At 36.8% G+C, this 12,343-nt stretch carries 11 protein-coding genes; 5 read left to right on the forward strand and 6 right to left on the reverse strand.

Translation table 11 applies throughout. The features are described from left to right. Window positions 1-15: 15 nt before the first annotated feature. The 4 genes from J655_RS15480 to J655_RS15495 form a co-directional block, all read right to left on the reverse strand. The gene (locus J655_RS15480) at window positions 16-1,230 is read right to left on the reverse strand and encodes an aspartate aminotransferase family protein (RefSeq protein WP_005078409.1); all 1,215 of its coding nucleotides are present in this window, start codon (window positions 1,228-1,230) and stop codon (window positions 16-18) included. Window positions 1,231-1,366: 136 nt separating this feature from the next. Continuing rightward, window positions 1,367-2,638, reverse strand: coding sequence for a Glu/Leu/Phe/Val family dehydrogenase (locus J655_RS15485; protein WP_005078412.1), 1,272 nt, complete (start codon window positions 2,636-2,638; stop codon window positions 1,367-1,369). Between the two features lie 1,032 nt (window positions 2,639-3,670). Next, window positions 3,671-5,104, reverse strand: a complete 1,434-nt coding sequence (locus J655_RS15490; RefSeq protein ID WP_032052635.1) for an amino acid permease — start codon at window positions 5,102-5,104, stop codon at window positions 3,671-3,673. A gap of 413 nt (window positions 5,105-5,517) precedes the next feature. Further along, on the reverse strand, window positions 5,518-6,795 hold the full coding sequence (locus tag J655_RS15495) for a hypothetical protein (RefSeq protein WP_032052636.1): 1,278 nt from the start codon (window positions 6,793-6,795) through the stop codon (window positions 5,518-5,520). 127 nt (window positions 6,796-6,922) lie between these two features. Here J655_RS15495 and J655_RS15500 point away from each other — a divergent pair, with 127 nt between their 5' ends. Both J655_RS15500 and J655_RS15505 read left to right on the forward strand, forming a co-directional pair. Beyond that, window positions 6,923-7,711, forward strand: coding sequence for a class I SAM-dependent methyltransferase (locus tag J655_RS15500; protein ID WP_032052637.1), 789 nt, complete (start codon window positions 6,923-6,925; stop codon window positions 7,709-7,711). A gap of 26 nt (window positions 7,712-7,737) precedes the next feature. After that, window positions 7,738-8,268 carry a hypothetical protein gene (locus J655_RS15505; protein WP_081403799.1) on the forward strand — a complete coding sequence of 177 codons (531 nt, stop codon included), beginning with the start codon at window positions 7,738-7,740 and terminating at the stop codon, window positions 8,266-8,268. A 53-nt stretch (window positions 8,269-8,321) separates the two neighbouring features. Here the strand turns inward: J655_RS15505 and J655_RS15510 are convergent, their stop codons facing one another. Together J655_RS15510 and J655_RS15515 are read right to left on the reverse strand one after the other, a co-directional pair. Then, a complete protein-coding gene (locus J655_RS15510; protein ID WP_032006330.1) occupies window positions 8,322-8,885 on the reverse strand; it encodes a hypothetical protein in 564 nt (187 codons plus the stop codon). A 139-nt stretch (window positions 8,886-9,024) separates the two neighbouring features. Continuing rightward, complete coding sequence (locus J655_RS15515) at window positions 9,025-9,492, reverse strand: Holliday junction resolvase-like protein (RefSeq protein WP_032006331.1); 468 nt, start codon at window positions 9,490-9,492, stop codon at window positions 9,025-9,027. A gap of 158 nt (window positions 9,493-9,650) precedes the next feature. On the opposite strand from J655_RS15515, the gene J655_RS15520 reads away from it, so the two are divergent. The 3 genes from J655_RS15520 to sodC all read left to right on the forward strand — a co-directional run bounded on the left by J655_RS15520 (window position 9,651) and on the right by sodC (window position 12,233). Continuing rightward, window positions 9,651-10,295 carry a ParA family protein gene (locus tag J655_RS15520; protein ID WP_005804567.1) on the forward strand — a complete coding sequence of 215 codons (645 nt, stop codon included), beginning with the start codon at window positions 9,651-9,653 and terminating at the stop codon, window positions 10,293-10,295. 124 nt (window positions 10,296-10,419) lie between these two features. Beyond that, entirely contained in the window at window positions 10,420-11,538 is a 1,119-nt protein-coding gene (locus tag J655_RS15525) for an AI-2E family transporter (RefSeq protein ID WP_032006332.1), read from the forward strand. A gap of 125 nt (window positions 11,539-11,663) precedes the next feature. Then, the gene (sodC, locus tag J655_RS15530; protein ID WP_080947642.1) at window positions 11,664-12,233 is read left to right on the forward strand and encodes a superoxide dismutase family protein; all 570 of its coding nucleotides are present in this window, start codon (window positions 11,664-11,666) and stop codon (window positions 12,231-12,233) included. Window positions 12,234-12,343 lie beyond the last annotated feature (110 nt).

Consider the following 12,343-nt stretch of genomic DNA (forward strand, 5'->3'; position numbering starts at 1 on the left):
TAGCTTTCCTTTTTTTTATTTAGCCAACTTTGCCAATGCGCGTTTTAAACGAGCAATTCCTTCATCAATATCTTGTTCAGGAATAATCAGAGACGGTGTAAAACGAACCACGTTTGGTCCCGCGATTAAAGCAAGCAAACCTTCTTCGCCCGCCCAAGTCGTAATGTCTTTCGCTTTCCCTGCATACTCAGCTTTTAATACGCAACCAATGAGTAAGCCTTGACCACGAATTTCTTCAAAAATCGGGTATTCAGTATTTAATTTATTTAATGCGTCTAGGAAATATTGATGACGATGTTTTACACCTTCAAGTACTTCAGGTGTATTAATAAACTCAAATACTGCACCAGCAACCGCACTCGCTAACGGGTTACCACCATAAGTCGTACCATGTGTACCGACAGAAAAATGCGGTGCAAATTTATCAGTTGTTAGCATTGCACCGACTGGAAAACCACCACCTAGTGCTTTTGCAGTGGTTAACACATCTGGAATAACACCAGAGTTCATGTAGGCATAAAGTGCACCTGTACGGCCAACACCAGTTTGCACTTCATCAAAAATAAGTAAGGCACCGAACTCATCACACAGTGCTCTTAAGCCTTTTAAAAATTCGATGTCAGCAGGAATAACACCGCCTTCACCTTGGATTGGCTCAACAATCACGGCACAAGTTTGTTCATTAATGACCGCTTTTGCAGCTTCTAAATCATTAAAGGCAACATGGTTGATACCATTTGGAAGAGGTGCAAAGTCTTGTGAATATTTAGGTTGACCCCCCGCCGAAACGGTAAATAAGGTACGGCCGTGGAAAGCATTGTTAAATGCCACAATGCCACTTTTACCTGCAACACCGCTGTCGAGTCCAACTTTACGCGCAAGTTTTAATGCTGCTTCATTTGCTTCTGCACCTGAGTTACAGAAGAATACCTTATCTGCAAATGTATTTTCGGTGAGTTGTTTAGCAAGGCGTAGAACGGGTTCATTTGTATAACCGTTACCGACGTGCCAAAGTTTTGTTGCTTGTTCTGTTAAAGCATTTACTGCCACTGGATGCGCATGACCTAATGCGTTTACTGCAATCCCGCCTGCAAAATCGATATATTCTTTATTTTCTTGATCCCAAATACGTGAACCTTCGCCACGTACCGGAATGAAATTTGCCGGTGCAAAAACTGGAACCATCCAGTCGTTAAAGTTGCTTCGAGTTACAGAAATTGGCTGTTCCATGCTTACCTCAGTATTTATTTAATATATTCGATAACACTTAAATTTGAATAATTCAGAAAAAGGGACTGAACAAATAAACCCTATAACATCCTTTATATTTGTTCAGACCACTTTTTCTAAAAGTAATTTCCGCAGATTAGCCTGGGAAAATACCGCGTTCTTTACGAGCTTTTAAAATACGCTCACATGCCAAGATGTAAGCCGCTGTACGTAAAGTACAAGCGTTGCTGTTTGCTGTATTCCAAACATCTTCCATAGCTTGAACCATCAATTTGTCTAAACGCTCGTTGATTTCTTCTTCGCTCCAGAAGTAGCTCGCCATGTCTTGAACCCATTCGAAGTAACTTACAGTTACACCGCCGGCGTTACATACCACGTCAGGAACTACAACAATGCCACGCTCAACTAATACGTCTTCAGCTTTAGGATATGTCGGGCCGTTTGCGCCTTCTAAAATCAACTTAGCTTTAAGTTTTTGAGCACGTTCAACAGTGATTTGGCCTTCTAGTGCAGCTGGAACAATAATGTCAACTTCAGCTGTCCAGAAATCTTCGTCAGCAATTGATTGCGCACCAGCAAAACCACCAACACCTTGATTTGCATTTACGTGATCACGTAATGCTTCAAGATCAATACCATCAGCATTGAAAATTGTGCCAGTGTGGTCTTGAACGTGTGTAACTTTCGCTTTTGATTCAACAAATAAGAAAGCTGCTTCACTACCTACGTTACCAAAACCTTGAATAGCAACTTTCGCGCCTTCAATTGGTAAATTAATTTTTGCTGCTACTTCACGACCTGTAACGAATACGCCACGACCAGTTGCTTTTACACGACCTAAAGAACCGCCTAAGTGAACTGGTTTACCAGTTACAACACCAGTTACCGTGTGACCTTGGCTAGTAGAATAAGTATCCATCATCCAACCCATGATATTGGCATTCGTACCAACGTCTGGAGCAGGAATATCTTTTTGAGGCCCAATAATATGACCAATTTCAGTCGTATAACGACGAGTCAAACGCTCTAATTCACGAGTTGATAATTTACGTGGATCAACACGGATACCACCTTTTGCACCACCAAATGGCAAGTTCAAAACAGCAGTTTTAATTGTCATCCATGCAGACAACGCCATCACTTCATTCAAATCAACATTTGGATGGTAACGAACACCGCCTTTACCTGGACCACGAGACAAGTTGTGTTGTACACGGTAACCTTCAAAGTGCTGGATCGAACCGTCATCCATCACGATTGGCACGTCAACAATAAGCGCACGCTTAGGACGTTTTAAAGTATCGATATAATCAGCTAAGTGTTCTAAATATGGCGCTACACGGTCAATTTGTGCCAAGTAAGTTTGCCATGCATCGCTATGTTCGTTTACGTATGAAAGATCTGACATCTTTTTTCCTATATACCTTCATAGACTCAGATTTGATAAATCCGTAGTCTTTATTATTCAGCAACCAAAACCTTGCAATAACAAAGTCTTAGTTTATTTACTAAACCTTCTGCTCTTCTAAAGCATTAGATTTTTTAAATTCCATTTGTTGATACTAAAAGTATGATCTACTTTTATATATCGATATCTTTTACAAGCCTTCTTTCATGTAACTTACTGTTTATAAAGCTATCTTTATAAAAGCAAAGTTTAACCACAACCCACTTAATCCAGTCGGCTGAAATATAAATACAAAAGAAATGGCATAACCGTTTGGGAGTTAAAAAGAACGATGATTTATAAAAAAATCATATGTCCATAAAAATTATTTTGACTAATCGATAGATCCCTCCATTAGTCTTTTTAGAAATAAACATTGTTCAATAATGCTACAGATTAATTATCTCTACACACACCGCTTAAAATTAAGCCGGAACATAGCTATAAAATCTTCCAATAAATATAGCATAGAGCACACTCATTTAGAACATTTTAAAATAAATAAGCAGAGAAAAAATAATCAAATCGCACTAATCTTTATAATAAAAAAACAACAAATATTAAAAAAAGCTTAACTTTAATAAAAAAAATTTATAGAAAACATAAAATCATAATTTAAAAAAATACACCAAATTAAAATCATAAATAACAATAACTTAAAAATTAATCACCTTTATGAATTTGTCAAAAAATTATACCCTCTCTACATTAAATCTATAATAAGTCCATTTCTAATTCATATTTTATAAAAACCCAAAAACCTCTTTATCAAATAACCAAGCTAAACATAGACTTAATCAACTATTAATAATAAATAAATATTAATAAGAATCCGATAAATGGTAATTTTATAAAACAATATTTGTTTTCATGATCAAAAATAAAACTTCATTTTTAAAAAAAATACAGAAATTCTTTCTTTTGTAGTTCCTCTAAGGCACAAAAAAAGGCCCCTTTCGGGACCTTTAAAAACACATTTTTCGACTAAAAAGCTTAGCTTTGCACTAGATCTTTCTTTCGATAAAAAATGAAGTAGCTTGCATAACATAAAATGATAAAAATAATGCAGCAGATAAAACCAACTTGCATAGATGGGTCAAACACCATACTGATACAGGTAACGATACAGAACAGCCCACCTACAATTGGAGTAAGAGGGAAAAGAGGTGCCGCGAAGCGTAAATCTTTTGCTGTTTTACCTGACTTATACCACTGTCTACGGAAGTTAAATTGTGAAACGCAAATCGCAATCCAAACCACAACCATCGTAAAAGCAGCTACTCCCAACAAATTCTTAAAAATTGTTTCTGGCGCGAATTGTTCTGAAAGCAACCCAGGAATTGCACCAAACATAGTTACGGTAATGGCAACAATCGGTGTTCCAGAAGGAGTTAATTTAGAAAATATTTTTGGTAACTGATTTTTCGCCGAAAGCGACCACATCATACGCGAAGCAGCAAACAACCCAGAATTTGCAGCAGAAAGTAAAGCCGTAATAATTACAAAGCGGATAATATCTTCTGCGTATGGAATACCAATATAGTTAAATACCGTCACAAAAGGACTATTACTTACTTCATTTGCACTAAGGCCTGCAAGCTGGAACGGCAGTAATGAACTAATCACCACAATTGTACCAACAAAGAAAATCAGTAAACGCCAAATAGCCGCATTGATTGCTTTAGGAACTGTCTGTGCTGGATTCTCAGCTTCCCCCGCCGCTACTCCAATTAATTCTGTGCCCGAAAAAGCAAAGTTAACAATCAGCATAGTAGCAAAAATTGGGAAGAGACCGTTTGGGAACCAACCGTGAGCAGTCAGGTTACTAAATAATGGTGCTGTTTCATGTCCGTGGTAAGGAATAAAACCAAAAATTGCCAGTAAACCTAAGCCAATAAAACAAATAATAGTGACAACTTTGACGAGTGCCAACCAGAATTCAGATTCGGCAAATAATCGAGTTGAACTGATATTAAGGAAAAAAACTAAGGCGCCAAAAAAAAGAGTCCAAGCCCATACCGAGGTAGATGGAAACCACTCCTGCACCAATAAAGCGGCCGCAGTAAACTCAGTCCCCAAAGTTGCAGTCCAAGTTAACCAATAGAGCCAAGTAATCATATAGCCCGTACCCGGACCAATATAACGACGCGCATATTCCCCAAAAGAACCTGATTCCGGCACATGAACCGCAAGCTCACCAAGGCATAACATCACGGTATAGGCAATTAAACCGCCCAAAAAATAAGAAATAATTGCGCCAATTGGGCCTGCTTGGGAAATTACATCACCAGACCCTAAAAAAAGACCTGTACCTATGGCACCGCCAAGGGAGATCATCACCAAATGTCGAGTACTCATTGCTCGTTTCAAAGGTGCAGAACTTCCATGTTGCGATGCATCATTATTCCGATAATTTAATGATTGCATATAAAAAACTGTAACGACAATTTAGTAAAAAATCATTTTAGGAGAAAAAAATAAATATGCAATTATCTTTGAATAGTGAACTTATTTTAACCAAGCCCTTCAGGTAAAAATAAAATATATAGTAAAAACATTTAGTTATATTTTTTTATAGCTATAACTGTATTTTAATTAATCTTATATTATTTCTACAATTTATGTATTATTAAAACCCATTTATTTTTAAATATAATATTTATATACATTACTGGTTATGCCTACTTTAAATACAGCAGATCACCATATAATAAACCTACTATTTATTTAAATAATGAATTTTAAAATAATATACAAATAAGTTTATAAAAAAATATTTTTTCAGCAAAAAATAAAGCCCAAACCTAAAGGTCTGAGCTTTATTTAAACACTATAAAGTTTTAATAGCTGATGGTAGTCAACTGTTCTGTAGGTTGAATTGAACCTTCCGTAAATTCACACAGCCCTTGTTCATCACAAGATAAATTTAGTTGCTTATAGCTAATCGCAAAGCAGTCGGAATATTTTTTGATTAGAAAAGGACTCATATCCGATGTTAAAGGCTCTTCACTCTTGAACAATTTAATGACTTTGCGATCATTCATCGCTAACAAATAAATTTCATTATTTAATTCAATATTCACTACACCAGTTTGCTCTGCCACAATTGGAACCAAATAAGATTTATTCGCCAGTAGAGTGTCTACCGTGTAACTTTCAAATTTTGAGTTGATAAGGTTAAATACCAAAATTAAACCAAAGCTAGTCTGCAAGCCTTCTGTGTAATTTGCATCTTCTTGAATTCGCAGCACTTTAATACCAAGCTTTTGAAAGTCTAACTCAGTTGCTTGATTTGTTTTTATCAGACTACGTGTAATAGCCTGTTTAAGTGGGTTATCAAAATAACGTTCATCTAACTGAAAATCATTTTGACGCAATATTTTTAACAACATTTCATCATGTTGGGTAAGAACATGCGCAAGTACATTACGGAAGTAAAACTTACTTTGTTTTTTGACCTTACGAACTTGCTGATAAAAATAGATTTCATCGAAATCATGTTCAATAAAATCATGTAATAAACTTGAACTAGCCAATACAGACAATGCTTCATGACCTGTAAATGGCAAATGAATCGTATGTAAGCTAGGTAACAGCTCTTTTATTTTTAAGTAATGTTCACGGTCAATCGAGAAATATGGGTCATAAACAATAACGTATTCACGCGCTGAATCGACATCTTGCGGCTGAATCTGCATGTCCTTGTTTGCTACCGAATCAAAAAACTCAGCGTAGCGTCGGTCTTCAACATGCTCTGGGTCAATTGAATATTGAGGCACAAATGCAATCACACGGTTCATATTCAATAAATTAGAATATTTGATTGCCGCATAGCCGCCCATTGAACCGCCATAACCCACAATATTTTTAAAGCCTTCTAGAATAGGCGAAATTGCTTTTGCCAGCTCAATCATGCTTGCTTGAGGAAACCATGATTTTTGTTTTGGCATTACCCCAATAACATTATATTGGTATTTAATTAGAGACTTTTCAGCATTGATAGATAAGCCACTCGCTCGGGTAATCAAATCGCCAAAAGAGAGAACTAATGTATTAGAATCGCCTGGTAAAAAAATGGCTCTAATGTGTTCGTCTTCAAAAATAATTTGCTTATCCATGCTCACACCGAAAGAAAATTTACTCCCACATACAACGTCAAAAATGAAACAAAATAGGTGTTTTGCCAATTTATGATTGCGGAGTATCTTATTTTATAGATGCCAGTCAGATTAAAAAGCGCAAAATATGACACAATCCTTACATCCTGCCGCTCAAAAAGGCTTCAGCTCAGCTGCTGAACTATATCAGCAAGTTAGACCCAATTATCCCGCAGAAATAGTAAGTTGGCTGCAAAATTGCCTACAAATACAGGAAAACTCTACTGTTATTGATCTTGGATCGGGTACTGGCAAATTCTTACCCTACTTAAAACAAACACATGCTGATGTTATTGCAGTTGAGCCAATTGGCGAGATGTTACAGCAGCTTCAACAAGTTTATCCTGATATTCAAACATTACAGGCTTTTAGCCATTCAATTCCTGTAGCAAATCATAAAATTGATACCATTATTTGTGCGCAATCTTTTCACTGGTTTGACAACCTCGACACCCTAACAGAAATGCATAGAATATTAAAACCACAAGGACATTTAGGGCTCGTTTGGAATCAACGCGACGAACGTACAGATTGGGTCAAGGCTTTAGCTGATTTCCTACTTCCACTTGAAGGCGATACACCTCGTTATCATAGTGGAAAGTGGAAACGCGTATTTGAACAACAAGATTTATTTATATTTGATAGCCTGCAAACATTCACACAGTCACAACATGGTTCTGTCGAACAAGTCGTGAGTAAACGTTTACTCTCTACGAGTTTTATTGCTGCAATGACTGAAAAAGATCAATTACAACTCAAAGCACAGTTTGAAAAAATTGTTTATGATTTTACTGGATTAGGTCCTCAAGATCAGATTGATTTTCCATATGTTACGTATGCATATCACTTTCAAAAAAGTACGTTACCCGTTAAATAATTAGTGAATAGGTTTGGTTGAAAGTTATGAAGAAAACACCTCAAATCATATTAATGTCTTTGCTTTGCTCTAGCCTATTTCTGACTGCTTGTAAAAAAGCGGATGAGCCTGCTAAGACGGAGCAACCTTCTGCCACCTCATCTACCGATCAGGTTTTAGAAAAACTAAATGAAAGACCTGTTAAGACCTTCCCTGCCACTGCTAATGATGCACACGATATTGCGCTCTTAGAGGATTATGACCGCCGCTTTACAGAAATGAGTGACGAGATGGAAAGTGAATTAGCAAAAATGCATGAAGCTGGAACCCTCACTACAGAGTTTGAGCAACAGCGTACTCTCGATAATGTGCGCTCTTCTCTGACCATGTTAAAAGATTTAGATTTAAAAACTGAGCAAGGTCGTTACATTCAGGGTCTACTTTATCAATATTGGGAAAACCAAGAAAAACACTTGAGTGAAAAGAAAGCCACTAAAGATGAACAGATCAATGATCTTGCCGACTATTTACAAGCGCAAAATCAATTAAAATATTGGAAAGCATCGCAACAGAAATAAGCAATGTCTTGGTTATAAAAAAGCCTTCAAACTTATGAAGGCTTTTTTTCAAATTATATATTTTGCTTTTCAACCCAATGAATTGCCTGAACGCGGAATAACTCACATGCACCATCACCCGTATCAGTCGGCGTAAGTGAGGATTTCCAAACTAAGTTTTTGTCCTTAATCTCGACAAGATCACCTTTTAGATAAACTAAATCACCACGTTTAACCTGTTTAATCTGCTGAGCAATTTCAGGATTTGCAGGAATGATATGCATGTTAGATACCATTTGCATCGCTTGCTCTGCTGGAACAGGTAATTTAGGAATTTTCCAGTTTAAATAACGGTCATATTGTTTCACTGAAATATGACGTGCGATTTCAGGCTTTGCAAACAATCCCCAACTTACTGCATAGTCGATAGGAGAAAACTTAGCTTGTTCATCATTTTGATAAACTTTTGAACCCAAGATTCTGAAATTTCCTTGAAAAGGTTGTAATACAGAAATAGATTGATCTTTTTCTATCGGGCTCAAACCATTGGCAATATTATATTCACCTGAGGTCGATGCAAATGTTGAACTCATGCCAATCACGGCGAGTAAGCCCATCATCAAACTTTGTTTTTTCATCGTGTTACACCTCAAATATTGCTAGATCAAAGTGAATAGATCTTCAATTTATAATAGCTTTAAGCGATGAAAAAAATATCGAAATTTAGTAACAATACAGATCAATTTCGTCTATTTTTGTGCTGAATTAAACAGCTTGTTAATCTTCGAAATCTATTCTCAACGTTTCGAAACGAACCTTACCTTGTTGAACAGCTTGGGCAATTGCTTGTTGACCTTTCGTAAGTCTAGCTCCACCACTTTTTACATCAAGCAAAATAATATTGATGTCTTCTGCCGTACCATCGCCATCGCGAAAATCGGTATATCCATCAAAAATAATATAGTCCACCGGATCGCCCATGAATTTTGCATCACTTGGTAAATACTGAAATTCAGGTAAAACCGGAGCAAATTGTTCTGCCATTTTTCCTTTCAACACCGCACGACTTGTATTTACACTTCTCTTTTGTGCTTGAGTAAGCGCCTGTTGATGCTCTAGTTCAAGTTCAGCAATATATTGCTCATATTCAGCCTTAATTCGTCCATTACGTGTATTTGATAAAATAATAGTAGTGATGATAATACCAATGCCAACACCAATAAGCATGGCAAGCCATACAGACATAAATTTTCCTTAAAAAGCGCGAATTAAGATTACAGCTCTAATCATATCTAAAATAACGAAACAGCTTAAACTTTTGTCAAATGCAGTCATCTACTTCTCACAAAAAGATGCTAAGGTATAAAACATAAACAAATGTGCTGCTGAAAATAATTGGATTTATGAAAACGATACTTATTGCAAATCAAAAGGGCGGATGCGGAAAAACCATGACAGCCATTACGTTAGCAACGGCATTGGCACAAAAGGGATATAAAGTAGCATTAGCAGATTCGGACAATCAAAAATCGGCTTTACAATGGTTAAAACAGCGCCCTGATACTGTTGCAACTATTCAAAGCCTAGACTGGCGTCATGAAAAATCAATTGGTGATGCACCCAAAAATCTGGACTATTTAATTATTGATGCGCCTGGTGCTCTGTCAGGTGAGCATGCTGAACAGCTTATTAGTGAAGCGCATGCCATTATTACTCCACTTCAACCTTCATTTTTTGATATAGACAGTACTCGTCGTTTTTTAAAGCATTTACAAGACATTAAACGTATTCGTAAAGGTAAAGTTCAGATTTTACTTCTTGCAAATCGTGTAAAACCAAACAGTGCAAGTTCAAAAGATATCCAACAGTTCTTTGAAAAAATTGAACAGGAACCTGTTGCATGGATTGCTGAACGCACTGCGTATGGCAGCTTAGCAATGCAGGGTTTAAGCATTTTTGATAAACCGCAAAAGAACTTTATTAGTATCCAAAATCAATGGCAACCCGTTCTAAACAAGTTAATTGAAGATAAAGCTGAGTGGTTTTAATTAACTTTTAGCCTCTAAAAAGAGTTGTATAAGGTTTTTTACATTGTGACCTTAAAATTTGCCTCAGGTTATTTTTCAGTTAATATGACTTTATTCTACGTAGAAAATTAGAGAAATATTGTTCGTGCATCCATACGCTCCTAATTTACAGCGCGTTTTATTGTTTGGGCTGTTTTTTATTTTGATTTTTTTAGGATTTAATATCCTGAAATATTTTATTGTTCCTGTACTTTGGGCTGCCATCATTGCATATATGACTTGGCCTATTTATTTAAGAATTCAGCGTTTTTTTGGAGAAACCCGCAATACTTTAAATGCAACTCTAATGATTAGTCTGGTCATTTTAGTCGTTGGTGTACCCTTTACATGCGCTATTTTCATTTTGCAGCATGAAGGACGCAACTTATATTTTGACTTACAACGTCAGGTTTTTTCGGGCCATTTAAGCGTTCCAGATTTTATACGCGAGCTTCCTTTTGTAGGAAAAGAAATTTCTCGTACACTTAATGAATTAAACAACGATCCTAATAGCACCATTCAAAATATCGCAGCTTGGGTACAAAGTCATTTAAGTTATGGCCGTGTACTGCTCGGTGAGATTAGCAAAAATATTGTCAAACTTGGCTTTGCCGTATTTAGCCTATTTTTCTTCTACCGTGATGGTCAAATGATTTTGTCTCAAGTGAGTAAAGCTTTAGAAATGGTCATTGGCCCTCGTATTCATCACTATCTTGATACGATTTCCGAGACAACTCGTGCAGTAGTCTATGGCGTAGGTTTAACTGCAATTGCTCAAGCCGTTTTAGCTGGATTAAGTTACTTCGTAGCAGGTGTACCAAACCCTATGGTACTCACTATTGCTACGTTCTTATTGGCTTTAATTCCATTTGGTACCCCAATTTCCTATTTAGGCGTTGGTTTATGGTTGTTCTCGCAAGGACAAACCATGGAAGCTATTGGCGTTGTCGTTTGGGGCGTGGTGATTGTCAGTAGCTCAGATAATGTGATTAGACCACTCGTCATTTCTGGCGCCACCAAAATTCCGTTCTTATTAATTATGTTTGGTGTATTAGGTGGTATTGCGAGTTTCGGCTTGGTCGGGTTATTTATTGGCCCTGTAATTTTGGCTATTTTACTGGCAATTTGGCGTGAGTGGTTACATGAAACGATTGAACCTGAACCTATGCCAAAAACGACTATGATTTATGACTCTGAAAGTGAATCGTCCAATGACAAAGAGTGACATAGTTATTTAATTTAAAAATGTTTCTAGATACAAATTAACTATTTAAATTAACTTGTAGGTCAGACCTCTGTTTGTTTGAATCAAACGATCATATATATTTATAAGGACATCCAATCATGCAGATGTTTAATAAAATTAGCGCAGTTTGTGCGCTTACAGCCCTTTTTACGGTTGGCTGTAGTTCGGTAACTAAAACTGTATCTGACACAACTCAAGCCTTAACCTCAATGCATACAAAAAAAGTAGTTGATGTAAATGAAGTGACAGCTAACGGTATTGGCAAAAAAATAGGTACGATTAGCTTTCAAGATAGCGACAAAGGCTTAATTATTACCCCTGCTCTTGCTGATTTACCAAGTGGTACTCGTGGTTTCCATATTCATGAAAACGCTTCTTGTGCCCCAGCCGTAAAAGATGGAAAACCTGGCGCTGCTTTAGCTGCGGGTAGCCACTATAACCCGAACCAAGCTCCTCATCATGGTACTCCAACCACTGGCCATTTAGGTGATCTACCTGTTTTAGTTGTCGATAATACAGGTGTTGCCACAACTGCCGTAATCGCCCCTCGATTGAAACTTGCCGATATTCAAGGTCGAGCGATTATGATCCACGCTGGTGGTGACAATTATTCAGACTCACCTCAACCTCTGGGCGGTGGCGGAGCACGAATTGCATGTGGTGTGATTAAATAATTTATATATTTTTCAAATTGTGGGTATCTAAAAAGATATCCACAATTTTGTTAATTTATTGATCATTACAACTTGGTTTAAGTCTAATAAAATCTTAAAAAATGACTGAC

Origin of the sequence: Acinetobacter sp. 1294243 (assembly GCF_000588015.1) — a bacterium.
Lineage (GTDB): Bacteria > Pseudomonadota > Gammaproteobacteria > Pseudomonadales > Moraxellaceae > Acinetobacter > Acinetobacter pittii.

What these genes read in the sequence shown, in the direction of transcription:
- J655_RS15480 (WP_005078409.1), bottom strand. Translation starts at nt 1,230, where the DNA reads ATGGAACAGCCAATTTCTGTAACTCGAAGCAACTTTAACGACTGGATG.
- J655_RS15485 (WP_005078412.1), bottom strand. Translation starts at nt 2,638, where the DNA reads ATGTCAGATCTTTCATACGTAAACGAACATAGCGATGCATGGCAAACT.
- J655_RS15490 (WP_032052635.1), bottom strand. Translation starts at nt 5,104, where the DNA reads ATGCAATCATTAAATTATCGGAATAATGATGCATCGCAACATGGAAGT.
- J655_RS15495 (WP_032052636.1), bottom strand. Translation starts at nt 6,795, where the DNA reads ATGGATAAGCAAATTATTTTTGAAGACGAACACATTAGAGCCATTTTT.
- J655_RS15500 (WP_032052637.1), top strand. Translation starts at nt 6,923, where the DNA reads ATGACACAATCCTTACATCCTGCCGCTCAAAAAGGCTTCAGCTCAGCT.
- J655_RS15505 (WP_081403799.1), top strand. Translation starts at nt 7,738, where the DNA reads ATGAAGAAAACACCTCAAATCATATTAATGTCTTTGCTTTGCTCTAGC.
- J655_RS15510 (WP_032006330.1), bottom strand. Translation starts at nt 8,885, where the DNA reads ATGAAAAAACAAAGTTTGATGATGGGCTTACTCGCCGTGATTGGCATG.
- J655_RS15515 (WP_032006331.1), bottom strand. Translation starts at nt 9,492, where the DNA reads ATGTCTGTATGGCTTGCCATGCTTATTGGTGTTGGCATTGGTATTATC.
- J655_RS15520 (WP_005804567.1), top strand. Translation starts at nt 9,651, where the DNA reads ATGAAAACGATACTTATTGCAAATCAAAAGGGCGGATGCGGAAAAACC.
- sodC (WP_080947642.1), top strand. Translation starts at nt 11,664, where the DNA reads ATGTTTAATAAAATTAGCGCAGTTTGTGCGCTTACAGCCCTTTTTACG.